The following is a 22,453-nucleotide window of genomic DNA, read 5'->3' on the forward strand; positions in this document are numbered from 1 at the left end:
TTCCGGTTGGGCTTATTGCTGTTTGCTTTCGGTGGACATTTCTTTGATGACGTCGGCGCGTTTCTCGAAGGCGTCCACGCAATCTTGAGCGGTCTTTGTCAAGCTTCGAATCGCGGTTTTCAAACCCTCCGTGCCCAGGGCGGCTTCGACGTTATCGATGGCTCGCGCCACATCATCAGCAAGCGTCATCAAATTGAGATCATATTGATAAATGGCCGCCAGCTCTTCTTCCTTTACCTTGATGGCATCGAAGAATCCAGCGTATCCATAGGTCGCCGTCCGAATTCGATCGATGAACTGGCGAAGCTTGACTGCGGCTCCCTCCAGATCATCCACAAAAAGGAGTCCGCCCTCGCTGATCAGGTCACGTTGGATCGCGGAAATTCGCTGCCATTGCTCTTCGTAACGATTCGCCACCGTTTCACGCAGTAATTTGTCAGCAGCGCGTCGATTTTTACGTTCGGAATAACCCTTGAAACCGGGAATCTTGGCAAGCAGTTGTTCCAATCCCTGCTGGCTGGAAAGAACACGATCAAATAAATCGCTCATTGCGCCTCCCATTGCGTTCATCGACTGATTTTCATCAGATTGGGGTGTGGTTTCAAAAACATGCGCTTTCATTATAGCCAGAAAGCTGCACCATAACAACCGAGGAACCCATTTGTTAATCTCTATTTATATACGCAGGAATTATTGAAGAGTTGTAAACACCCGCGCAAATTCGCTCATGAGACTTCCGATCCGGTTATCGCAGCCTTTCAATTCAGAAAGTTCGCTGTAAGGAGTTTGTAATGTACTTTCCTTGTAATTTTTAAAATATTCCCTATAATCTAATTCAACAGAGTAGTATGACATACTAGAGCAGAAGGGAGGTGAAAGAACATGTTATTCGCTCCGAAGGAAAAAGGGCAAGGTTTAGTTGAATATGCGTTGATTCTTGTTTTGGTTGCCGTTGTCGTGATTGTTATTCTCGCCCTCTTGGGTCCTGCGATCGGCAATATCTTCAGCAACATCGTCCAGGCTATCTAAGCCCACACTCATGCCTACAAAAAGAAAGCCCTGCCCAAACAGGGCTTTCTTTGATTAATAATGTCACGATTTTGGCATACAAATTGCATCCTGTCTGGATGAATTTACAAAAACGATAACTATGTCTTGGTATACAACAACCCCATTTCGTTTTTGCCTTATAATACGTTAGATTGTCAGTTTCTCTTTCCCTAGAATAGGAGGCACGCATGGCTGCAAGTGGACGTAAAACCGGTCGGACAATTATCCTACTGGCTATCCTCCTGATTGTCATTTTTGCCGGGGTATTTCTGTTTTTGCGTCTTCAAAATCAGACCTCGACTCCGCCGGCTGATCAGGCTCAACCCACCGTTTCGACCGAAACCGTTGGGATTGTGATCTCAGCACAATCCATTTCCCGTGGAAGTGTGATCACGAGCGATAAAGTCACCACGATCGATTATCCCAAAGAAAAGATCGTCGAAGGGACGACTTTCTTCAATAATGTTGAAGAAGTGGTTGGGAAACGCGCCAAATACGATCTCGATCCACAGGTTCCGTTGACCGCCAGTCTGGTGATGGATACGGCCGGATCCATTCCTTCCTTCCAGATTCCGGCCGGAATGGCTGCAATTCCGATCCCGGTCACCAAATTGACCGCGGTATCCTTCGCCCCCCAGGCTGGCGATCATGTCATGGTGGTTGCCTGTTTGAACATTGTGGATATCGACCAGGAATTCCAGAGCATTTTGCCGAATAAATCTGCTGCCGTGACCTCGCCTGGCTTTGTGGAAGGTCAACTTCCGCAATTGGCCATGGGTCTTGAAACGGGCGACAGCTCAACACAAGGCCGGGTCGAATTGGATGAGAACCTGAATGAACCGCTGTATGTTCAGCCTTCCGAAGCACAACGACCGCGGATCGTCTGCCAGACCGTTCTACAGGATGCAATCGTTCTAAAATTAGGCGATTTTACAACAGAAGGTGAAGAGGCGGTCCAGGCGACAGCCGCGCCTGACACGTCCAGTAGCCAGGAAGATGTCCAGGCTACTCCCACACCCACCGCCCCGGATAATCTGACCCTCATCGTCTCCCCGCAGGATGTCGTCCTGTTGAATTACCTCATCGAGGCGAATGTCAAAATGACAGTCGCCCTGCGAAGTGCCGGAGACGCTCAGGCTATCAATACGGATGCGGTTACGCTTCAATTTGTGCTCGATCAGAAGAACATCCCGCTGCCCGTCAAATTGCCTTATGGTGTCGAACCGTCCACAGACTCATTGGCGCCGACATCCGAAGAAACCCCGCAATAATATTCCTATAGGGATCATTCCCCGTTATTTATCGGAGGAGAGGATCTCCACCTGTTATCAAGTGATTTCCGGGAGATTTTATGCCTGCTTTGGAGAAGATTCGCGTTCTTATTGTTGATGATATCGCTGAAACTCGCGACAACCTGAAACGTATGCTTCAGTTCGATACGTCCATTGAAGTGATTGCTGAAGCCCGGACCGGTCGCGAAGCCATCGATCTTGCGAATCAACACAAACCCGACGTCATCCTGATGGACATCAACATGCCCGACATGGATGGAATTTCAGCCACGGAAGCCATTCGGAAAAAAGTACCTTTCTCCCAGGTGGTGATCCTCTCCGTTCAAAGCGATCCAAATTACATGCGCCGGGCCATGCTGGCCGGCGCGCGCGATTTTCTGACCAAACCCCCCATGATCGATGAGCTCACCTCGGCCATCCGCCGCGCCGGCGCAATGGGTCATGATGAACGCCAGAAATCCACATCCCCCTTCACAACCGTCACCGGGCCCAATGGAACCACGGTTGCCACCCCAATCCTGGGCAAGAATGGCAAGGTCATCGTCATTTACAGTCCCAAAGGTGGGACCGGTCGGACGACCATCGCGACCAATCTGGCAATTACGTTGCAAGCCAGTGAAAAAACCTGTCTGATCGATGGAAGTCTGCAATTCGGGGATGTGGCTGTATTCCTAAACCAACAGGGGAAAAACACGATCCTGGACCTGGCGCCCCGGGTCGATGAGTTGGATCCGGATGTCGTTCAAGAGGTGATGGTGACCCACGCCGCTTCAGGCCTGGACGTACTTGCAGCCCCGCCCCGTCCGGAGTATAGTGAAGAGGTAAGCGGTGAGCAGTTCTCCAAGCTCATCCAGTATCTCCGCCAGTTGTATGCATACATTGTCGTCGACACGACTTCTTATCTTACCGAAACGGTCCAATCCGCCCTCGACATTGCTGATTTGATCATCTTATTGACCACGCAAGATATTCCAGCGATCAAAAGCATCAATCTTTTCCTGGGGATTGCCGACGCGACCGGCATCAATCGGAAGCGAATATTGTTCGTCATGAACAAGTACGATAAGAAGATTCTCATCACCCCTGAAAGAGTCGGCGAAAGCCTTCGACAGGAAATTTCGATGGCGATTCCAATGGATGAACACATCGTTCCAATTTCCGTGAACAAAGGCGTTCCTTTTGTTCTCGAACAAAAATCTGCCCCGATAACCCGCACCATCTCTTCGCTGGCCGATTTATGCCGCCAAAGGATCGATCAACTTGCGGCGACAGAAATTGACAGTAAACCTTCACGAAAGTAAACGGTTGGGAGTTTAATCCATGTCAATTTTGAAACGGCTTCAGAATGAAAATGGGCAAACGCCATCCAAACCGGGTGGCTCAGACGGCGGAAGCGGGCAGCCCATGACGGCGCGGAGGGTCTCGGCGCCCGGAATTCAAACCTCGCAGGATACTTATCAAGATCTAAAAAACCGCGTCCAGGGGAAATTACTCTCGACACTCGACCCGGGTATGGATATCTCCAAATCGGCGGATGTTCGCCGGACCATCCAGGAGCTCTTCGAGCAAATCCTCAATGAAGAAAACATCGTCCTCTCCAGGCCCGAGCGCGCCCGGATGTTCGAGCAAATTGCGGCCGAAATTCTCGGGTTTGGTCCCTTGCAGCCCCTTCTGGATGACGAATCCGTAACCGAAATCATGGTCAATGGCGCCAAGAATATCTATGTGGAACGTAAAGGAAAGCTGTTCCGCGTGCCGCTGACCTTCGAGAGTAACGATCACGTCATGCGCATCATCGAGCGCATCGTCGCACCTCTGGGACGCCGCATCGATGAATCCAGCCCGTACGTGGATGCCCGTCTGCCGGATGGCTCGCGTGTGAATGCTGTCATTCCCCCCATTTCGTTGGTGGGTCCGGTCCTGACCATTCGTAAATTTTCCAAGACCCCCATCACCGTCGACCAGATGGTTTCCTTTGGCAGTGTCACACCCGAAGCGGTCGAATTCTTGGAGGCGTGCGTCAAGTCGCGTGTCAATATCATCATCTCAGGTGGTACCGGTTCGGGCAAGACCACCCTCTTGAACGTACTTTCTGGCTATATTCCATCCGATGAACGCATCGTCACCATTGAAAACGCGGCTGAACTTCAGCTTCGCCAGGAGCACGTCGTCACACTCGAATCACGCCCGCCAAACATTGAAGGCCGCGGTGAAGTCACCATTCGCGCTCTGGTCGTCAATGCGTTGCGCATGCGCCCCGACCGAATCATCGTCGGCGAAATTCGTGATGAAGCGGCCATCGATATGCTTCAGGCCATGAACACCGGCCATGATGGCTCCATGACCACCGCCCACTCCAACTCACCCCGCGATACTCTCGCTCGTCTCGAGACGATGGTCTTGATGGCCGGCATGGATTTGCCCGTCCGCGCCATTCGAGAGCAGGTTTCTTCAGCCATCAACCTGGTCGTGCACCAGGCGCGTATGCGGGATGGTACCCGTAAAATCGTCAATATCACCGAAGTGACCGGCATGGAAGGCGACATCATCACCATGACGGATCTATTCGTTTTCGAGCAAACCGGATTGGAGAATGGCAAGGTGCAAGGTCGTCTGCGCCCAACCGGTCTGCGGCCGAAATTCATCGAAACAATAGAAGCCTCCGGAATTCACCTTCCACCTTCCATTTTTGGTATCGGCGAACGCCGTCGCTTCTGATCTTCTTGTTACCTGAAATAGCGTCAAGAAAGAGGATGACATGCTCAATGGCATAAACCCGATCTACTTCCTGATTGCCGGCGGTGGCCTGGCGGTCGTCATCCTGGTGGTCGGCCTGGTTGTTTCGCTTAAATCTGAAAAGTCCGATGTCGATGAACGGTTGGACCGATATCTGGCCGCCGGCCACGTCATCGAAACGGATAATCGCGAAAAAACCGCCGCGCTGACCGATTGGCTTAACCGAAAAGTCGAGAAATCCTCTTACGGCGACCGTGTCTCGAAAAACCTTGCCCGGGCAGATTTGAAGCTGAAATCGGGCGAATACATTGCCGTAATCATCATTGTCGCCTTTGCTGTTGGCTTCGTCCTGTTCTTCATCGGCGGCAAGAGCATTGTGATGGCCCTGTTGGGGGCTTTGATCGGTTCAGCGTTGCCCGGAATGTATGTCAAGAGTTTACAGGCCAAGCGCCTGGTCAAATTCAATGACCAGTTGGGCGATATGCTCAACCTGATGGTGAATGGCCTGCGCGCCGGTTATTCCACCATGCAGGCCATGGAATCGGTCAGCAAAGAACTGCCCAGCCCCATCTGCGATGAATTTCGCCGGGTTGTCCAGGAAATGCAACTGGGCGTTCCCATGGAAAGGGCCCTCGATAATCTGCTCAATCGCATCCCCAGCGACGATCTGGACCTGATCATTACCGCGATCAACGTTCAACGCGAAGTTGGTGGAAACCTGGCCGAAATTCTCGATACCATTTCCTATACCATTCGCGAGCGCGTCCGCATCAAAGGCGAAATTCGCGTTCTTACGGCGCAGGTCATGTATTCAGGGCGCTTCCTGTCGATGATGCCGCTTATCCTGATGGCCATTCTTTACGCTTTGAACCGCGAATACATGATGGAGTTCTTCAAGGATGCCAACAACACACCCCTTCCCTGCGGGTACATTTCGCTGGGCGTTGGCGCCTTGCTGATCATCATTGGCTACTTCGTGATGAATAAGATGGGTCAGATTGAAGTCTAAACAGAAAGAAGGTAGCCCATGGTTCCAGTTCTCATTTTGATTGCAGTCGTCCTCATTGGCGCCATAACCTTGACCGTCATCGGCTTGCGTTCCCCGGATCGGGTCGATAATCGCGCTCTTCAAAACCGCCTCGAAGAATTCACCTCCAAAGGCGAATCGGTCGACTTACGCAAGCTGGAACTTTCACAACCCTTTACAGAACGCGTGATTTATCCTGTCGCGCGCAAGCTGGGTGAATTGGCCATCAAATTCACCCCGCAAAATGCCCTGAATTCGATCTCTCGAAAATTGGAATTGGCCGGCAGCCCCGCCAAGCTGGATCCGACGATGATTCTGGCAATGCAATTCATTGCCGGCATCGGTTTCGGCGCTTTGATTTCCCTGGTCCTCACACTTGGCCCGACCAAAATGGCCACCGGGAAGCTTATCCTGATCTCCGGCCTGTTTACTGCGTTGGGTTTCTATTTCCCGCAACTCTGGTTATCCAGTAAAATCAGCAAACGCCAGGATAGCATTCGCAAAGCCATGCCGGATGCCCTGGATCTCTTGACCATCTGCGTCGAGGCAGGTCTGGGTTTTGATGCCGCCATGGCCAAAGTCAGTGAAAAATGGCAGACCGAATTGTCCATGGCCTTTGCCCGCGTCATCGCTGAAGTTCAGCTCGGGAAAATTCGACGCGAAGCTCTGCGCGATATGGCAGACCGGATCGGTCTTGCGGAAATGACCAGTTTTGTCGCAGCCGTCATCCAGTCGGAACAATTGGGTGTTTCGCTGTCGAAAGTGCTGCGCATCCAATCCGACCAAATGCGTATGAAACGCCGCCAACTCGCCGAGGAAAAGGCGCACAAGGTCCCTATCAAGATGCTCGTCCCAATGGTTCTATTGATTTTCCCGGCTTTGATGGTCGTTCTGCTGACCCCGGCCGCTTTGAGAATGATGCATTCCGGCCTGGGTCAAATGTTCGGCATGTAATCATAAGGAGCCCGGGCATCAAAAAGCCCCCTGCTTATCTCCTCTACCATTGGATGTGGGAAGCCGTCGATTGGGTTTACCCACCTTATTGCGGCGGGTGTAATCAATTTGGCGAACGATGGTGCGACAATTGCCAGGCCAGCATCGAAACCCTGCCTGCGGAAATTTGCCCGGTTTGCGGTAATCCGAATCCGGGGGGACGCCTGTGTGGCCGGTGTCTGTCTGAGCCCCCGGCTTTCACGCAGTTGCGGTCGGCCGTGGTATTCAATGGACCGATCCGAAAAGCCATCCATCGCTTGAAATACGATCGGGATATTGGCCTGGGTGAAGCTTTGGCGAAACAAATCATCGATCTCGTTGCGATATTGGATTGGCCGTTGGATTGCGTAACCTCCGTGCCATTATCTAATGCACATCTTACAGAACGTGGTTATAATCAATCTAACTTATTGGCCAGACCACTGGCATTGGTTCGACAAATTCCTTTCCTGCCGCAGGCGCTAAAACGAACACGAGAGACTCGTACACAGGTGGGGTTATCGGCAAAAGAAAGAGATATCAACGTTCGGGATGCTTTTTGGGCGAACGCGAACCTGATAAGGAACAAAACGGTCGTCGTAATCGACGACGTGACCACAACTGGATCCACTCTTCGGGCTTGTGCAAGTGCGCTCCATGCAGCGGGCGCTTTATCAGTTTACGGGTTAACCCTGGCCAGGGCTGTCTTGCAGGATTTTTCATCCGATTCTGCGAGCTTTGCCGGTATTGTATGAAGTCAGGGAACCTTTTCGTATCTACCCACTTTTCAGGAGGGACCTATGGCACTCAAAATTGACGTCTATGCCAGAAATTTGGAAGTAACTGACCGCATCAACGAGTATGTCCAGAAGAAGGTCTCGAAACTCGATCGCTTTATTAGCGATGCTGAGGATACACGCGTTGATCTGGCGTACGTCAAAGCCGCTCGAAGCGCAGCGGACCGGCAGGTCGCTCAAATCACAATCCGCGGCAAAGGTTTCATCCTCCGCACCGAAGAAAGCGCGGATGATATCTTTGCAGCCATTGATGCTGCTGTCGATAAAATGCAACGGCAGATCGAGCGATTGAAGGGAAAGCGCAATCGGGGTCGCGGAGATGGCACACCTGCCTCAGAGGTTGTGAAAGAAACATCTGCCGTCGAGGAGGAATTCGTCCCCGTCATTGCCCGGCGCAAGAAATTCGACCTGATTCCGATGGATGAACTCGAAGCCATCGAACAGATGAAATTGTTGCAGCATGATAATTTCTTCGTTTTCTTCAATGCGGCAACCGATTCCATCAATGTTCTCTACCGCCGGGTGGATGGCTCTTACGGTTTGATCGAACCTCAGCTTCGCTGAGACGCTGTGGAGGGTAAACCAGACTGCCGGGTATCAACCCGGCAGTTTTTTTCTAAGCTTGCCTTGTCACACGCAATACATCGCGCTATAATTCAGCGGATTTATTCCCAAAACCAAAAAGAAGGCTGTTTGTTATGATTGATGTAAATGAACTACGGAAAGGCGTAACTTTCGAACTCGACGGGAACCTGTACAAGGTTCTTGAATACTATTTCAACAAACCGGGGCGCGGCAATGCCACCATTCGGGTAAAAGCCCGCAATTTGCGCACTGGCTCCACGATCGAAAAGACTTTCATCTCGGGCAACCAGGTTGCCGAGGCTCGCCTCGACTTCCATAATTCGACCTATCTGTATACCGACGGCGATACCTATTACTTCATGGATATCGAGACCTTCGAGCAGTACGGCATTTCTTCCCATGTTTTGGGTGAAGCAGCCGGGTACCTCAAGGAAGAGCTTCAGGTGAAACTGACATTCTATAACAATGAAGCCATCGATATCGAACTGCCGACCTCCGTGGATTTGAAAGTCACCGAAGCTGAAATGGCCGTCAAGGGCGACACCGCCACTGGCGTCACAAAAAAGGTGACGGTTGAAACCGGCACGAAAGTCGATGTACCTTATTTCGTTAAAGAAGGCGATACCATCCGCGTCGATACCCGCACCGGCGCTTACGTCACCCGTGTATAATGAGATTGGTCTCATCCGACATTTTTTCTGTATACAATCCCATCAGCAAAAGGCCTGCCTCTTCTGAGCGTAGGCTTTTTCATATTAGCGAGGTCTGAATGCGAACGCCAGCCGGTTTCGAATGCCGATACTTCTACGGAAATTATTTCCGCGGGCGCAACACGGAAGAGTGCCGGTTGATTGGGAATGCAGCGCCTCCCCACCATTGGACCCGGGATCTGTGTAAAAAGTGCCCGGTCCCCGAGATCATCCGCGCGAATGCCTGCCCCAACCTAATTCTCGATGGGAAAGTGTCCGGCGGTTTCCTGGGCCTGTTTCGCCGGGTTCAGGTAACCGCGTACTGCACCCGGGCTGAAAAAGCGGTCGAAGAGCCGGAAGTGGGTTGCGGACTGTGCCATCCACTGGACTCAATATTTACGGATAAAAAAGAATGAGCCTGACAGTATTACTCGACATGGATGACACACTGCTCACGAATGAGATGGAGCGTTTTCTACCGGCTTATCTCCAGGAATTGAGCAGTCATCTTCAAAATCGCGTTCCCCAGGATCGAATGATCCAATTCCTGCTGGCCGGGACCAAGGCAATGGTGCAAAACCAGTTGCCGGGAAAAACCCTCGAACAGGCTTTTGATGAAGTATTTTACCCGGGAATAGGTTGCGCGAAAAATGAGCTTTCTGCGCAACTCGCCGATTTTTATGCAAACGCTTATCCAGCCCTGAAATCGGTCACGAGCGTCCGGCCGGATGCCGTTGAATTCGTCGAATGGGCGTTTTCTCAGGGTTATCGGATCGCGATTGCCACCAATCCGCTATTTCCGAAAACCGCCATCGAGCAGCGTCTGGCTTGGGCAGGTCTGCCCGTGACGAAATATCCTTTCGCGCTGGTGACCTCTTTCGAGACTTTCCATTTCGCCAAACCCAACCCGGCTTATTTCGCTGAAATTCTGGGCCAATTGGAATGGCCGGAAGGTCCCGCGGTAATGGTCGGGAACAGCCTGAAAGAGGATATCCAACCCGCTCAGGCGCTAGGAATTTCAACCTTCCACCTTCAGGTCGAAGCCTCGCAGAACGGCGCGAACGCCGGTAACTTTTCGCAGTTGAAAACCTGGTTGAAGAAAGTAGCCAAGAGCCAGCCCACCCAACCGCAGACTCCCCAGGCATTGACTGCCTTGCTGAGCAGCGCTCCCGCCGCGCTCCAAACGCTTTCCGCCGGGTTGGACACAAATCGGTGGAACCAGAGGCCGAAGGAAAATGAATGGTCATTGGGAGAGATCTTCTGCCACCTTCGAGATGTGGATATCGAGGTCACGATCCCGCGCACCCAACGAATTCAACACGAAGACACGCCCTTTATTACCGCGGAAGTGACCGATGTCTGGGCGGAAAAGCGCCACTACCTTCAGGAAAATCCGATCCGCGCATTGGAGGATTTTACCCAGGCGCGCACTCGATTGTTACTTCAATTGCAGCAATTAGGTGCGGCCGACTGGTCTCGCCCGGCGCGGCATGCCATTTTCGGACCGACGACGTTGGGCGAACTGCTTGCATTCACCATCACGCACGACCAAAATCATATCCGGCAGGTCGCGAAAACCATGCGTTGGTTGAAGGGTGAATAATCTATACGCAATCAAGGCGGGGTTCCTGGCAAAGATTCTCTTATTTTTCATAAGAGTTTTATTAATTATTCCCCAACCCGTGAAAAAAACTGGTTTATGATTCTTAAGATTGGTATAATTCTAAGAGAGAATATGTACTGATGCAGCCTGTTTAGATCCTGCATCGTTCATTTGGAGGTATTTGTGAATTCGAGAAATCAATCCTACGTTGTTTACCTCCTGCTGTTTATCGCCATCATCGTGCTGGTGGTTTACAGTGTGGGTCAACGAACGACGACCGAGAGCTTAACCCTCAACCAGGTGGCCGGTGACATCAAGAGTGGCACCGTCGCGAAAATTGAGGAAAACGAAGACAATCTGGTCATCACCTACCGCGATGGAACGATGGGTGAATCGACCAAGGAACAAAACGCCACTCTGGTTCAACAGCTACTCGATCTGGGCGTTACCCAGCAGCAGTTGGCCTATGAAAATATCCACATCATCATTCGACCGCCAAGCGCCTGGGTGGGTGTTTTAACCGCCCTGGGATATATCCTGCCCTTCATCCTGCTGGCAGGAGCTTTCTTCTTTATCTTCCGCCAGGCTCAGGGTAGCAATAATGCCGCCATGTCTTTCGGCAAGTCCCGCGCCCGAATGTTTACCGGAGATCATCCCACGGTAACGTTCGTCGATGTGGCAGGGGTGGAAGAAGCCAAAGAAGAACTCAAGGAAGTGGTGGAATTTTTGCGCGAGCCGCAAAAATTCATCAGTCTTGGAGCGCGAATTCCGAAGGGCGTCCTGCTGGTCGGACCTCCCGGAACCGGCAAGACACTCCTTGCCAAAGCCGTTTCCGGTGAAGCCGGCGTGCCCTTCTTCTCGATCTCGGGTTCGGAATTCGTTGAAATGTTCGTCGGCGTCGGCGCGAGCCGGGTGCGCGATCTGTTCGACCAGGCCAAACGTCATTCGCCCTGCATCGTATTCGTCGATGAAATCGATGCGGTTGGCCGCCAGCGCGGTGCCGGCCTGGGCGGAAGCCACGACGAACGCGAGCAGACCCTCAACCAGATGCTGGTCGAGATGGACGGTTTCGATACCGATACCAACATCATCATTATGGCTGCCACGAACCGCCCCGACATTCTCGATCCGGCCCTGTTACGCCCCGGTCGTTTCGACCGCCGTGTAACCCTGGATCGCCCGGATGTACGCGGCCGTGAAGCCATTCTTAAGGTACATGTCAAGGGCAAACCCCTGGCGCCCGAGGTCAACCTGGACGTCATTGCCCGTTCGACGCCTGGCTTCGTCGGTGCTGACCTTGAAAACCTGGTCAATGAAGCCGCCATTCTGGCCGCCCGACGGAATAAGAAGGTCATCACGCAGAGCGAGTTCGAAGAAGCCATCGAACGCGTGATTGCCGGCCCCGAACGCAAGAGTCGCCTCATCAATGCGGACGAAAAGCGCATCATCGCTTACCATGAAGCGGGTCATGCCGTAGTGATGAACGCAATCCCCGAGTCCGATCCAGTGCAGAAGGTTTCGATCATTCCGCGCGGTATGGCGGGTGGATATACGCTAGCGCTGCCCACGGAAGATCGCATGCTGATGCCAAAGAAGAAACTCATTGCCGAAATGATTGGCTTGATGGGCGGGCGCGCCGCTGAAGAGGCCGTCTTCGACGACATCACCTCAGGTGCATCCAATGACATCGAACGCGTCACACAACTGGCCCGCCAGATGGTTACCCGCCTGGGTATGAGCGACTCGATGGGCCCCATGGTCTACGGCCAAAAGGAAGAGCTGATCTTCCTGGGACGCGAGATCTCGGAACAGCGGGATTATTCGGAAGCAGTGGCGGAACAGATCGACGCGGAAGTTCACAAACTGGTCGCCGATGCTTATGAAAAAGCTCGCGCCATCCTGCAGAAATACCGGAACGAGCTGAATGAAGTCGCAACCCGTTTGTTGGAAGTGGAGACTCTCTCGCGGGATGAGTTCGAGAAGATCTTTCCGCCCCCCAATCCAAAACGCACCGGAATCCCGATGCTAAACGGGAACAACGGAGCTCATTAAGACAGACAACCAAAAAGAGAGCGAGAAATCGCTCTCTTTTTATTCATTCCTCCGTCCGGCTCCGGGGCAACCACCCCTGCCCCGATTGGATCAATGTGATCATTTGCGGCAGGCAGTCCTCGGCCGCATTGAACCAATGAATATCCGGATCGGTTTCCTTGAACCAGTTGGCCTGGCGGCGGACGAACTGGTGGGTCAGGCTTTTCATTTCCGTAACCGCCTCATCCAGTGTCATTTTTCCCTGCACGACGTCCGTCATTTCGCGGTAGCCAATGGCGGACATGGAGGGCAGGTCAGCCGAATAACCTTTCGCCAGCAATCCGCGCACCTCATCCAACATGCCATCCTTCAGCATAGCTTCGATGCGCGCATCCACCCGCGCATAAATCTCAGCCCGCGGCCTTTTCAACCCCAGCATCAAAAGAGAGAAAGGCGATCCACCTTTCGTGCGCTGCTCGTCGAAGCGCCTGCCGGTGTTGAAGATCACCTCCAGGGCGCGGATCGTGCGGCGTACATTTCCCGGCAAAATGCGTCCGGCTGCGACTGGATCGATCAACGCCAGGCGGCGATGCATTTCATCCGGACCTATTTCAACCGCCCATTTTTCCAGCGCCTGGCGCAGACGCGGGTCAGGCTGCTGAGCGGGAATCTGCCAGCCTTCGATCACCGCGCGCACATACTGCCCCGTGCCGCCAACCAGAAGCGGCAGTTTATTGCGCGAATGGATATCCCGGATGGCTTCCTGCGCAGCCCGCTGGAAAACCGCCAGGCTCCAGGTCTCATCCGGATCGCATACATCGATCAGGTGATGAGGTACGCGCAGCATTTCGGCCCGGGTCGGTTTGGCCGTACCGATATCCATTCCGCGGTAAAACAGGCGCGAATCGGCTGATATGATCTCGCCATTCAGCGCTTCTGCCAGGCGAATCGATAATTCGGTTTTCCCGACCGCGGTCGGGCCAAGGATGACGATCAACGGATCGGGAAAGTTACACCACTGCATTTTGAAACCATTCGATTTCAGGATCGGCTTGAGATGGCTTTCCACGAATGGCAACGACATCGATCCGCCAGGTATCCGGCAGGGTATTGCGCTCCTGCAAGTAGGCTTCTGCGGAGTGAATCATGTGCTCGCGTTTGCGAACGGTAATGGCTTCTTCCGGTAAGCCGAAAGCGGCGGTGGTTCGCGTCTTGACTTCCACAAATACGATATCTTCGCCGTCCATCATGACCAGGTCGATCTCGCCATACGGAGTGTGCGCGTTTCGTTCGACCAGCTTCAACTGGCGCGCCTCCAGATAGCGGACGGCGATATCCTCACCCCACCTGCCGACGCGTTGCCTGTGTGTTTTCTCAACCATTGCGTTCTCATTATACACGCACTTCGGAAGCCCTATCCTTTCGAGATATGGCTACACGACGTATTATCGAACGTGCCGCAAACCATGCTACACTTTACCCATCCAATTCTTCCGAGCCAAAGCATGGCTAAACGAAACCTGTCGATCACCTTCTTTATCCTGCTGATTTTCGCCCTGGCCTCCGTTGCAATGCGAGACTCCGTGCGCTGCTCCGATCCGGCTGGTTGTATTCAGGTCGGCCCCGAAAGGCCGCTCGAAATCGGGGTTCTGGTTTCACCGCCGGGCGTGAATTGCCCGACTGTCGGCCCCGAGGTCGAAAATCTGGAAACGCTGGCCGCGAATATAGCCAGGCAGAAAAACATTCCCCTGACAATCGTCAAAGAGGAAACCGGTTTTAGCCTGGCCTCCAGCCAACAGACGTTGGCCCGTTTGTTGAGCCGTTCGAACCTGGCCGCCGTCTGGGTTCAGGATTGCCAGTTCGGCGATCATGCTTCTCTTCAAAAACTCATCGCGGATGCCAGGATAGACGCCTGGTTTCTCGACTCCCTTGACCCAAAATCCGAACTCGAAAACAAAGTGAATGGGTTGGTCGGCCGGATCCGTTCCGGGCGAACGGGTCCTTCCAATCGCTTTCTCATCGGCCGTTCATGGCTCCGAGAAGAAGAGTAGAGGATCTTTCATCTCTTGCGGTTATTTTCAAAATTCCCCACGACCACGGGCGATGAGGGTTTCGGTTCCCTGATACAATAGACGTAATTCTGGGAGGCCTTATGCCGGTAGCAGAAATTATTGCCATTGGTACTGAACTGTTATTGGGCGAGATACAGGATACCAACACGCATTACCTCGCCCGTGCTTTACGCGACAAAGGCATCGATGTTTTTCGCGCGACGTTGGTCGGGGACAACGCTCAAAGGATTTCCGCATTGATCCGGGAGGCGGCCGCGCGCGCCGATATTCTGATCACCACCGGCGGATTGGGACCGACAGTCGACGATCCCACCCGGGATGCCATCGCGCTGGCCATGGGGGTCGAATCGAAATTCGAGCCCGAACTCTGGCGGCAGATCGAAACCCGTTACGCCCGAATGGGCCGAAACCCGACGGAGAACAACAAACGTCAGGCCTATCTGCCGCTCGGCGCACACGGCATCGAAAATCCGGTGGGCACCGCGCCGGCTTTTTGGGGGAAAATCGGAACCGCATGGGTCTTCTGTCTGCCCGGCGTGCCGCGTGAAATGGAATATCTTCTCCAAAACGCGGTCTTTCCCCTACTGGAGGAACGCTTCGATCTTTACGGCACCATCCAGGCGCTCGTGCTTCACTGCGCCGGCGTTGGCGAATCGCAGGTGGACGAGTGGGTCGGCGATTTCGAGACTTATCCCAACCCCACGGTCGGCCTGGCCGCCCATCCCGGTATCGTCGATATTCGCATTACCGCCAAAGCAGCTTCCCTGGCCGAGGCAGGCCAGATGATATCGCCCATCGCGGAACAGATCCGCCAACGGATTGGCGACGCCATCTTTGGCCAGGATGATGATACACTCGAAGGCACGGTGATCGACCTTTTGCGCGCGCAAGGCCGGAAATTACTCATCGCCGGCGACGGGAGCCAATCCGCGTTGTTCGATCGATTGGCTGCAATCGATTCGCATGCGATCCTTCGCATCGAATCGGGGGAAAACCAAATTCAATTCTTATCCAAAGCACTACACCGGAAATTGGAAGGAAATGCTCCAGCCGTCGGCCTGGCCGTTTCCCTGACTCAATCCGAACAGGCCAGACGCAACCGATTGGAGATGGCTTTCATAACGGATTTAGATCCAATCATCGAAACCCGCCAGTACGGCGGACCTGACGGGAATATTCCCGAGTGGGCTACCAATACCGCACTCAATTTTGTGCGTATTTCTCTTTTATCCCATCCCAGCGATAAGGAATAAGGAATGGAAAACGTCGATTTACTATTGACAAACGCGATCGTCCTGACCATGGACGAGCAGATGCACCAATATGAACCTGGCGCCGTTGCGGTGCGCGGCGATAGCATTGTGGCAGTTGGACCCGAAACAGACCTTCTGGCAAATTATTCATCCGCGGTAAAAATCGATTGCGGCGGTAAATTACTGATGCCGGGCCTGGTTAATGCGCACACCCACGTTCCCATGACCTTGCTGCGCGGTCTGGCGGACGATTTGCGATTGGATGTCTGGCTGCAGGGCTACATGATGCCGGTCGAACGCGAATATGTCTCACCGGATTTCGTCCGCCTGGGCACCAAACTGGCCTGCGCCGAGATGATCCGCAGCGGTGTGACCAGCTTTGCGGATATGTACTATTTCGAAGATGATATTGCGGACGCAACCGCCGAAGCCGGGATGCGCGCGGTTTGCTCGCAGTCCATCATGAAATTTCCCACCCCGGACGCCCAATCCTATGAGGAATCGCTGGCCTACTGCCGCGATTTCATCCAGCGTTGGAAGGGCCATCCGCTGATCGTGCCTTCGATTGCGCCGCACGCGGTTTATACCTGCACCCCTGAGATCCTGCGCGCTTCCGCCGAGCTGGCGGTCGAATACGATATCCCCTTGCACACGCATATTTCCGAAACGGCTCTCGAGGTCGAGAACGTGCGTCGCGAGCAGGGTATGCCGGTCGTCCCCTATATCAAGAAGATGGACCTGTTCGAAGCCAAGGTGCTGGCAGCCCACTGCGTTCACATCGACGAAGGCGAAATGCGCACTTTGAAACATGTTGGGGCCGGTGTCGCGCATAACCCATCTTCCAACCTTAAATTGGCCTCGGGCATTGCGCCGGTGAAGAAGATGCTGGATCAGGGATTGAACGTCGGCATCGGGACGGATGGCCCTGCCTCGAATAACGATCTGGATATGTTCGAAGAAGTTCGTCTGGCCGCTTTCCTGGCCAAGGGCTCCAGCGGAGATCCGACGGCCCTTCCGGCTTCGACAGCGCTCTTAATGGCCACGCGCATGGGCGCGCAGGCCATGCATATCGGCAATATTACCGGCTCTCTCCAGCCCGGAAAACGCGCCGACTTGATTCTCGTTGAGATCGACCTGCTGCACAATTCGCCGCGCTTCCGCCGCCACCCGCAGGGCACCTATGCCCAGGTGGTCTACGCCTCCAAATCCACAGACGTGTCGGACGTGATGATCAACGGCCGTTGGGTCATGCGCAATCGCGAGCTGCTCACCCTGGATGAAAAAGCGCTCCTGTTTGCCAGCCGGGATTACGCCCAGCGCATCGATGCCTTCCTCATCCAGCGCGAACAATCCGTCCTATCCAAGCTGATTGCCATCGGCGGAGCCACCGAGGAAGAAAGCTTCGAAGTCCAGGTCAAAGTCCGCATCGACAACCCGGATAAATTCGTTCAGGCTGTGGAAGCGGCTCCGGTCGAGATTGTCCGCCGGCGCCATTATCGCCAGTACGATACCTACTTCTGCTTCTCGGATCCCGAACAGGGCATGCTGCGCTACCGTGAAGATACGTTCGTCGGGGACCAGGGTGAGATCACGGGCGTTCGCTCGCGCCTGACCCTGATCGGTGTGGCGATCGAACGTTCATATCCCAAAAAAGTCCTGCTCTCGCGCAGTCGTTTCCTCGCACCGGCTACCCAAAGTCTGCGGTTCTACCGCGAATACTTCAAGCCAATCTATGAACTGGAAGTCGAAAAAGAGCGCCGCCGCTTCCTGGTGAGCTACAAGGAGACGGAATTCTTTATCAATGTCGATCAAATCGAAAAACCAACCGGCCTGGGCGCGTTCCTCGAAATCAAGAGCCGCACCTGGAGTCGCGCGGATGCGGATTTGAAATCAAAACTGGTCGCCGAATTGATCGTGTTGTTGGGGGCTTCCTTGAGTGATGCCCTTTCGGAAGATTACGTGGATATGGCCCGCCAGGGAAACAAATAACTTACCCGATCAGAAAAGAGGCAGCGTGTCGATTCCTCCTGCTCCACCTTCTCCTTTGCGAGTCCTTTTTCTCGCGGCTGAGGCTGCGCCGTTGATCAAAGTCGGTGGGCTCGGAGACGTGGCCGGCTCGCTGCCTTATGCACTTCGCAGCCTCCCTGGCGATCTGCTGGGAGGGCACAGCCTGGATGTCCGGCTGGTGATTCCCTATCATGGAGAGGTGGCCCGCAAACTCCTCGATCCCCAACCCGTGGCATCCTTCATCGTCCAGCATCCCAGCGGTCCGATACCGACCCGCGCATATGTGACTTATATATCGAATGTGCCGGTCTATATGATCGAGGGAGCGCCGATTGGCACGGAAACCCCGGTGTATTCGGGCGACAATTATATCGATGGGGTGAAGTACACCTACTTCTCGCAGGCTGCCGTCGAAATGGCTCGCCAGTTGAACTGGCGGCCGGATATCCTGCATGCCAACGACTGGCATACCGCCCTTTCAGTATTCTACCTGGCCCGGAACCGGCTTTCCAGGGACCCATTCTTCGCGCAGACCCGCTCTGTTTTGACCATCCATAATCTACCCTTTATGGGCGCCGGCGCCGAACGCGCCCTGGCGGAGTTTGACATTCAGCCGGTGCGCGATTTGCGCCTGCCGATCTGGGCGCGCCAGTTTCCGCTGCCGCTGGGCATGCTGGCGGCTGACCGCATCGTTGCCGTCTCGCCCACCTACGCCAGAGAAATCCTGACGCCCGAATTTGGATGTGGCCTGCAGGATTTCCTGATTTCACGCTCCTCGATCGTTTCGGGCATCCTCAACGGGTTGGATCAGGAAAGCTGGGACCCTGAGCAGGACTCGTTGATCGCTTCCAACTTCACTGCGGCCAATCTGGAATCGCGTGAGAACAACAAGAAATCCATTCTGGACGAGTTCGATCTTTCGTACGACCCGAAAATTCCCCTGCTCATATTGATCAGCCGCATGGACCCGCAAAAAGGTGTCGATCTGGCGGTGGACAGTTTGACACAGATGACCCACGTACCCTGGCAGGCTATTTTGCTGGGCACAGGCGATCCCATTCTGGAATCCGCCTGCCGCAGCCTGCAGCTGCAATTCCCTGACCGCGTCCGCGCAGTCATTCGCTTCGATACGCGCCTTTCACGCCGTTTGTATGCCGGCGGCGACCTCCTGCTCATGCCATCCCGGTATGAACCCTGTGGCCTGGCGCAGATGATCGGCATGCGTTACGGCTGCGTTCCCCTGGCGCGGGCAACCGGTGGCCTGCGGGATACAATTTTTGAAAACTCCGACGAACATCCTAAAAATGGTTTTCTGTTCGAAGAAATCAAGACGGATGCCATGAACGCGGCTCTGCAGCGCGCGCTCAGCCAATATTCTGACCGGGCCCTCTGGCGGCAGTACCAGATCAACGGCATGCAACAAGATTTTTCCTGGAAAAAATCCGCTTTGGAATACGCCAATTTGTATATAAATTTATGGGAGAATCAACGATGAAAACTCGAGTGATCATCCTGGCTGGCGGCGAAGGAACCCGACTGGGCGTGTTGACCGCCAAACGCACCAAACCTGCCGTCCCTTTTGCTGGAAAATACCGGATTATCGATTTTGCATTATCCAACTGCGTCAATTCGGGTATATCGGATGTCATGCTGGTAGCCCAGTACCGGCCGCATTCACTTATCGAGCACATCGGCTCGGGTGGCCCATGGGATTTGAACCGTGAAATCACCGGCGGCATCAGCATCCTTACCCCCTACCGGGCGCGCAATTCGTCCTGGTTTGTGGGCACCGCCGATGCCATCCAGCAGAATTTTACCTTCATCAAGCACGGCGACCCCGATTTCATCCTCATCCTTTCTGGCGACCATATTTATTCGATGGATTACCGCGAGATGATCCAGTTTCACCAGGAGCATCAGGCGGATCTCACCCTGGCCACCATTTCGGTCCCGGTCGAGGAAGCCTCCCGATTCGGAATCGTCGGCATCGGGCCGAACCAGCGGGTCACCTCGTTTGTCGAAAAACCCGTCGATCCGCCCTCGAACATGGCGAACATGGGCGTCTACCTGTTCAACCGCGATCTGCTGGATAAAGCCCTATGGGATGATCACCTCAAACAAGACTCCTCCCACGACTTTGGCAAGGACATCCTGCCGGATTTAATTCGCAAGGGCCTGCGTGTTTTCGCCTTCCCATTTACCGGCTACTGGGTCGACGTCGGTACCGTGGCCTCCTACTGGAAGGCGCACATGGATCTGGTGAGCTTATCCCCGGCGTTCGACCTTTACAACCCACACTGGATCATTCACACCCGTTCGGAAGAACGGCCCCCTATGCGCATTCTGAAGGACGCCGTCGTCGAGGATTCGCTGGTCAGCAATGGTTGTATCATCGAATCCGGCGCCCGGGTCGTTCGATCGATCCTGAGCGCCGGGGTGCGGGTGGGAGCCAACGCCGTCGTCGAAGAATCCATTCTGTTAACCGATGCACAAATTGCCCCGGGATCGACCATTCAACGCTGCGTCATTGACAAACGCGTCAAGATCGGGGGCAATACCGTCATCGGCGGCATCACCGAAGGCGAACCAATGATTGCCATGGTCGGTAAGAACGCCGTCATTCCGGCCGGCATGACAATCGGTCCCGGAGCGATGGTGGGGCCGGATGTAATTCCGGAAGATTTTTCCGGACCGGTGGTAGAATCAGGCGTTTATGTTCAAACCAGGAGATTACCCAATGAAGTTTAAGCGTTCTTCAGGGATCATCCTTCATCCCACCAGCTTTCCAGGCCCGGATGGCATCGGCGATCTGGGTCCGGAAGCTTACCGTTGGGTTGATTTTTTGGCCGGCGCCGAGTGCGGCCTGTGGCAGGTCCTTCCATTGGGCCCAACCGGGTATGGCGATTCGCCCTATCAATGTTTTTCTGCCTTTGCCGGCAACCCCTATCTGGTCAGCCCGGCTTTATTGATGCAAGACGGCTTATTGAAACGCGAAGATTTCAGCGACCGGCCCGTTTTTTCCCCCACGGAAGTCGATTATGGGCAGGTGATCCAATGGAAATTGACCCTGCTGGATCGCGCGGCAGAACGTTTCAAGCGCACGGCAAGCGCCGAATTGAAGCGTGAATTCGATGTCTTTCAACAGGACCAATCGGACTGGTTGAATGATTTTGCACTGTTTATGGCCATCAAGGAGTCCCAGGGCGGTGTTGCCTGGAGCCAGTGGCCCGAACCCCTGCGGCAGCGAGATTCCAGGTCCATCGAGGAATTTATCCGCAAAAACCAGGAAAATCTTCAGCGCCACATTTTGCGCCAGTTCTTCTTCTTCCGCCAGTGGCAGTCCCTGCGCGATTACGCCCACCAACAGGGCATTCAAATCATCGGCGATATTCCCATTTTCGTCGCTTTCGACAGCGCGGATGCCTGGGGGAATAAAGAATTATTCTATCTGGATGAAAACGGCCAACCTACCGTGGTCGCAGGTGTTCCACCTGATTATTTTTCGCCGACCGGCCAGTTGTGGGGCAACCCGCTTTATCATTGGGATGTGCACCGCGCCAGCGGATACGCCTGGTGGATCAAGCGCATCAAAGCCACCCTAAAATTATTCGATATCATCCGACTGGATCATTTCCGCGGCTTTGCCGGTTACTACGAAATTCCATTTGGCATGCCCACCGCCGAAATCGGCGTCTGGCGGCGCGGACCGGGTCAGGATATTTTCGATAAAATCCAGCAGGCTCTGGGTGATTTGCCCATCATCGCCGAAGATCTGGGTGAAATTACCACGGATGTGGTGGAGCTGCGCGATCATTTTCACCTGCCGGGGATGAAGATTTTGCAATTTGCCTTCAGCAGCGATGCCACCGAACCCTTCCTTCCGCACAATTACCCGGTGAATTGCGTCGCCTATACGGGCACGCATGATAACGATACCACCCGCGGCTGGTACCACAGCGCCCCCGAGGTGGAACGCGATTTTTGCAGGCGCTATCTGGCCCGTTCCGGAGACGATATCGCCTGGGATATGATTCGCGCCGTCTGGAGTTCGGTGGCCTCCTTCACCCTCGCACCCATGCAGGATTTTCTCAATCTTGACACCGCGGCGCGCATGAACCTGCCCGGCCGGCTTGGCGGCAACTGGAGCTGGCGCATGCCGGCCGATGCCCTCAGCGCCCCGCTGCAGGCGCGCATCAAGGCACAGAATACACTTTACCGGCGCTCCGTCGGTCCTGAACCGGTCGTTCCGCCCAAGAAACCAACTTATTAGGCTGATTCAGGCGACTGCGGCAGGCGCGCTCCCCTAGCCCTTTTCAGGGCAGGCGGGGACGGGCAGTCT

Annotated in this window: 21 protein-coding genes and 1 pseudogene; 18 read left to right on the plus strand and 4 right to left on the minus strand. The window is 54.2% G+C overall.

The features are described from left to right. Nucleotides 1-12: 12 nt before the first annotated feature. Nucleotides 13-549 carry a hypothetical protein gene (locus LARV_RS13905; RefSeq protein ID WP_075074198.1) on the minus strand — a complete coding sequence of 179 codons (537 nt, stop codon included), beginning with the start codon at nucleotides 547-549 and terminating at the stop codon, nucleotides 13-15. A 333-nt stretch (nucleotides 550-882) separates the two neighbouring features. Between LARV_RS13905 and LARV_RS13910 the strand changes: the two genes are divergently transcribed. The 10 genes and pseudogenes from LARV_RS13910 (at nucleotide 883) to efp (ending at nucleotide 9,130) form a co-directional block, all read left to right on the plus strand. Further along, the gene (locus tag LARV_RS13910; RefSeq protein WP_075074199.1) at nucleotides 883-1,029 is read left to right on the plus strand and encodes a Flp family type IVb pilin; all 147 of its coding nucleotides are present in this window, start codon (nucleotides 883-885) and stop codon (nucleotides 1,027-1,029) included. Nucleotides 1,030-1,238: 209 nt separating this feature from the next. Beyond that, complete coding sequence (locus LARV_RS13915) at nucleotides 1,239-2,321, plus strand: SAF domain-containing protein (RefSeq protein ID WP_075074200.1); 1,083 nt, start codon at nucleotides 1,239-1,241, stop codon at nucleotides 2,319-2,321. Nucleotides 2,322-2,401: 80 nt separating this feature from the next. Continuing rightward, entirely contained in the window at nucleotides 2,402-3,643 is a 1,242-nt protein-coding gene (locus tag LARV_RS13920) for a response regulator (protein WP_075074201.1), read from the plus strand. A gap of 19 nt (nucleotides 3,644-3,662) precedes the next feature. Continuing rightward, the gene (locus tag LARV_RS13925; protein ID WP_075074202.1) at nucleotides 3,663-5,060 is read left to right on the plus strand and encodes a CpaF family protein; all 1,398 of its coding nucleotides are present in this window, start codon (nucleotides 3,663-3,665) and stop codon (nucleotides 5,058-5,060) included. Between the two features lie 40 nt (nucleotides 5,061-5,100). After that, a complete protein-coding gene (locus LARV_RS13930; protein ID WP_075074203.1) occupies nucleotides 5,101-6,087 on the plus strand; it encodes a type II secretion system F family protein in 987 nt (328 codons plus the stop codon). Between the two features lie 18 nt (nucleotides 6,088-6,105). Further along, nucleotides 6,106-7,059: a type II secretion system F family protein gene (locus LARV_RS13935; protein ID WP_075074204.1), complete on the plus strand. Its 954-nt coding sequence runs from the start codon at nucleotides 6,106-6,108 to the stop codon at nucleotides 7,057-7,059. Nucleotides 7,060-7,112: 53 nt separating this feature from the next. Continuing rightward, nucleotides 7,113-7,268: pseudogene (locus LARV_RS20960) on the plus strand (double zinc ribbon domain-containing protein); the annotation flags it as partial. An 87-nt stretch (nucleotides 7,269-7,355) separates the two neighbouring features. Further along, the gene (locus LARV_RS13940; protein ID WP_236709980.1) at nucleotides 7,356-7,832 is read left to right on the plus strand and encodes a ComF family protein; all 477 of its coding nucleotides are present in this window, start codon (nucleotides 7,356-7,358) and stop codon (nucleotides 7,830-7,832) included. Nucleotides 7,833-7,877: 45 nt separating this feature from the next. Next, nucleotides 7,878-8,438, plus strand: coding sequence for a ribosome hibernation-promoting factor, HPF/YfiA family (gene hpf, locus LARV_RS13945; RefSeq protein ID WP_075074206.1), 561 nt, complete (start codon nucleotides 7,878-7,880; stop codon nucleotides 8,436-8,438). 134 nt (nucleotides 8,439-8,572) lie between these two features. Beyond that, the gene (gene efp, locus LARV_RS13950; RefSeq protein ID WP_075074207.1) at nucleotides 8,573-9,130 is read left to right on the plus strand and encodes an elongation factor P; all 558 of its coding nucleotides are present in this window, start codon (nucleotides 8,573-8,575) and stop codon (nucleotides 9,128-9,130) included. Between the two features lie 272 nt (nucleotides 9,131-9,402). Here efp and LARV_RS20815 read toward each other — a convergent pair whose 3' ends face one another. Then, nucleotides 9,403-9,528, minus strand: a complete 126-nt coding sequence (locus LARV_RS20815; RefSeq protein WP_269084962.1) for a hypothetical protein — start codon at nucleotides 9,526-9,528, stop codon at nucleotides 9,403-9,405. A 32-nt stretch (nucleotides 9,529-9,560) separates the two neighbouring features. Here LARV_RS20815 and LARV_RS13960 point away from each other — a divergent pair, with 32 nt between their 5' ends. Continuing rightward, on the plus strand, nucleotides 9,561-10,751 hold the full coding sequence (locus LARV_RS13960) for a DinB family protein (protein WP_075074209.1): 1,191 nt from the start codon (nucleotides 9,561-9,563) through the stop codon (nucleotides 10,749-10,751). A gap of 183 nt (nucleotides 10,752-10,934) precedes the next feature. Continuing rightward, nucleotides 10,935-12,803 carry an ATP-dependent zinc metalloprotease FtsH gene (gene ftsH, locus LARV_RS13965; RefSeq protein ID WP_075074210.1) on the plus strand — a complete coding sequence of 623 codons (1,869 nt, stop codon included), beginning with the start codon at nucleotides 10,935-10,937 and terminating at the stop codon, nucleotides 12,801-12,803. Between the two features lie 43 nt (nucleotides 12,804-12,846). Here the strand turns inward: ftsH and miaA are convergent, their stop codons facing one another. Beyond that, nucleotides 12,847-13,866, minus strand: a complete 1,020-nt coding sequence (gene miaA, locus LARV_RS13970) for a tRNA (adenosine(37)-N6)-dimethylallyltransferase MiaA (protein ID WP_236709981.1) — start codon at nucleotides 13,864-13,866, stop codon at nucleotides 12,847-12,849. Beyond that, nucleotides 13,793-14,164, minus strand: coding sequence for a YraN family protein (locus tag LARV_RS13975; RefSeq protein WP_075074212.1), 372 nt, complete (start codon nucleotides 14,162-14,164; stop codon nucleotides 13,793-13,795). The genes miaA and LARV_RS13975 overlap by 74 nt, the downstream gene beginning before the upstream one ends. Before the next feature lie 123 nt (nucleotides 14,165-14,287). On the opposite strand from LARV_RS13975, the gene LARV_RS13980 reads away from it, so the two are divergent. The 6 genes from LARV_RS13980 to malQ all read left to right on the plus strand — a co-directional run bounded on the left by LARV_RS13980 (nucleotide 14,288) and on the right by malQ (nucleotide 22,384). Next, the gene (locus tag LARV_RS13980; protein ID WP_075074213.1) at nucleotides 14,288-14,833 is read left to right on the plus strand and encodes a hypothetical protein; all 546 of its coding nucleotides are present in this window, start codon (nucleotides 14,288-14,290) and stop codon (nucleotides 14,831-14,833) included. Between the two features lie 101 nt (nucleotides 14,834-14,934). Then, nucleotides 14,935-16,107, plus strand: a complete 1,173-nt coding sequence (locus tag LARV_RS13985) for a competence/damage-inducible protein A (protein ID WP_075074214.1) — start codon at nucleotides 14,935-14,937, stop codon at nucleotides 16,105-16,107. A 3-nt stretch (nucleotides 16,108-16,110) separates the two neighbouring features. Next, nucleotides 16,111-18,096 (plus strand): amidohydrolase family protein, encoded by a 1,986-nt coding sequence (locus LARV_RS13990; RefSeq protein ID WP_075074215.1) that lies wholly within the window; start codon nucleotides 16,111-16,113, stop codon nucleotides 18,094-18,096. Nucleotides 18,097-18,121: 25 nt separating this feature from the next. Continuing rightward, on the plus strand, nucleotides 18,122-19,609 hold the full coding sequence (locus LARV_RS13995; protein WP_172797881.1) for a glycogen synthase: 1,488 nt from the start codon (nucleotides 18,122-18,124) through the stop codon (nucleotides 19,607-19,609). Continuing rightward, on the plus strand, nucleotides 19,606-20,862 hold the full coding sequence (gene glgC / locus LARV_RS14000) for a glucose-1-phosphate adenylyltransferase (protein ID WP_083522578.1): 1,257 nt from the start codon (nucleotides 19,606-19,608) through the stop codon (nucleotides 20,860-20,862). Before LARV_RS13995 ends, glgC begins: the two co-directional genes overlap by 4 nt. Further along, on the plus strand, nucleotides 20,852-22,384 hold the full coding sequence (gene malQ, locus LARV_RS14005; protein ID WP_075074218.1) for a 4-alpha-glucanotransferase: 1,533 nt from the start codon (nucleotides 20,852-20,854) through the stop codon (nucleotides 22,382-22,384). Before glgC ends, malQ begins: the two co-directional genes overlap by 11 nt. The last annotated feature ends 69 nt before the right edge of the window (nucleotides 22,385-22,453 follow it).

This window comes from Longilinea arvoryzae, assembly GCF_001050235.1.
GTDB classification, from domain to species: Bacteria; Chloroflexota; Anaerolineae; order Anaerolineales; family Anaerolineaceae; genus Longilinea; species Longilinea arvoryzae.

Coding starts and splice junctions, on each gene's coding strand:
- LARV_RS13905 (WP_075074198.1), bottom strand. CDS start 549: ATGAGCGATTTATTTGATCGTGTTCTTTCCAGCCAGCAGGGATTGGAA.
- LARV_RS13910 (WP_075074199.1), top strand. CDS start 883: ATGTTATTCGCTCCGAAGGAAAAAGGGCAAGGTTTAGTTGAATATGCG.
- LARV_RS13915 (WP_075074200.1), top strand. CDS start 1,239: ATGGCTGCAAGTGGACGTAAAACCGGTCGGACAATTATCCTACTGGCT.
- LARV_RS13920 (WP_075074201.1), top strand. CDS start 2,402: ATGCCTGCTTTGGAGAAGATTCGCGTTCTTATTGTTGATGATATCGCT.
- LARV_RS13925 (WP_075074202.1), top strand. CDS start 3,663: ATGTCAATTTTGAAACGGCTTCAGAATGAAAATGGGCAAACGCCATCC.
- LARV_RS13930 (WP_075074203.1), top strand. CDS start 5,101: ATGCTCAATGGCATAAACCCGATCTACTTCCTGATTGCCGGCGGTGGC.
- LARV_RS13935 (WP_075074204.1), top strand. CDS start 6,106: ATGGTTCCAGTTCTCATTTTGATTGCAGTCGTCCTCATTGGCGCCATA.
- hpf (WP_075074206.1), top strand. CDS start 7,878: ATGGCACTCAAAATTGACGTCTATGCCAGAAATTTGGAAGTAACTGAC.
- efp (WP_075074207.1), top strand. CDS start 8,573: ATGATTGATGTAAATGAACTACGGAAAGGCGTAACTTTCGAACTCGAC.
- LARV_RS20815 (WP_269084962.1), bottom strand. CDS start 9,528: ATGGCACAGTCCGCAACCCACTTCCGGCTCTTCGACCGCTTTTTCAGC.
- LARV_RS13960 (WP_075074209.1), top strand. CDS start 9,561: ATGAGCCTGACAGTATTACTCGACATGGATGACACACTGCTCACGAAT.
- miaA (WP_236709981.1), bottom strand. CDS start 13,866: ATGTCGTTGCCATTCGTGGAAAGCCATCTCAAGCCGATCCTGAAATCG.
- LARV_RS13975 (WP_075074212.1), bottom strand. CDS start 14,164: ATGGTTGAGAAAACACACAGGCAACGCGTCGGCAGGTGGGGTGAGGAT.
- LARV_RS13980 (WP_075074213.1), top strand. CDS start 14,288: ATGGCTAAACGAAACCTGTCGATCACCTTCTTTATCCTGCTGATTTTC.
- LARV_RS13985 (WP_075074214.1), top strand. CDS start 14,935: ATGCCGGTAGCAGAAATTATTGCCATTGGTACTGAACTGTTATTGGGC.
- LARV_RS13990 (WP_075074215.1), top strand. CDS start 16,111: ATGGAAAACGTCGATTTACTATTGACAAACGCGATCGTCCTGACCATG.
- glgC (WP_083522578.1), top strand. CDS start 19,606: ATGAAAACTCGAGTGATCATCCTGGCTGGCGGCGAAGGAACCCGACTG.
- malQ (WP_075074218.1), top strand. CDS start 20,852: ATGAAGTTTAAGCGTTCTTCAGGGATCATCCTTCATCCCACCAGCTTT.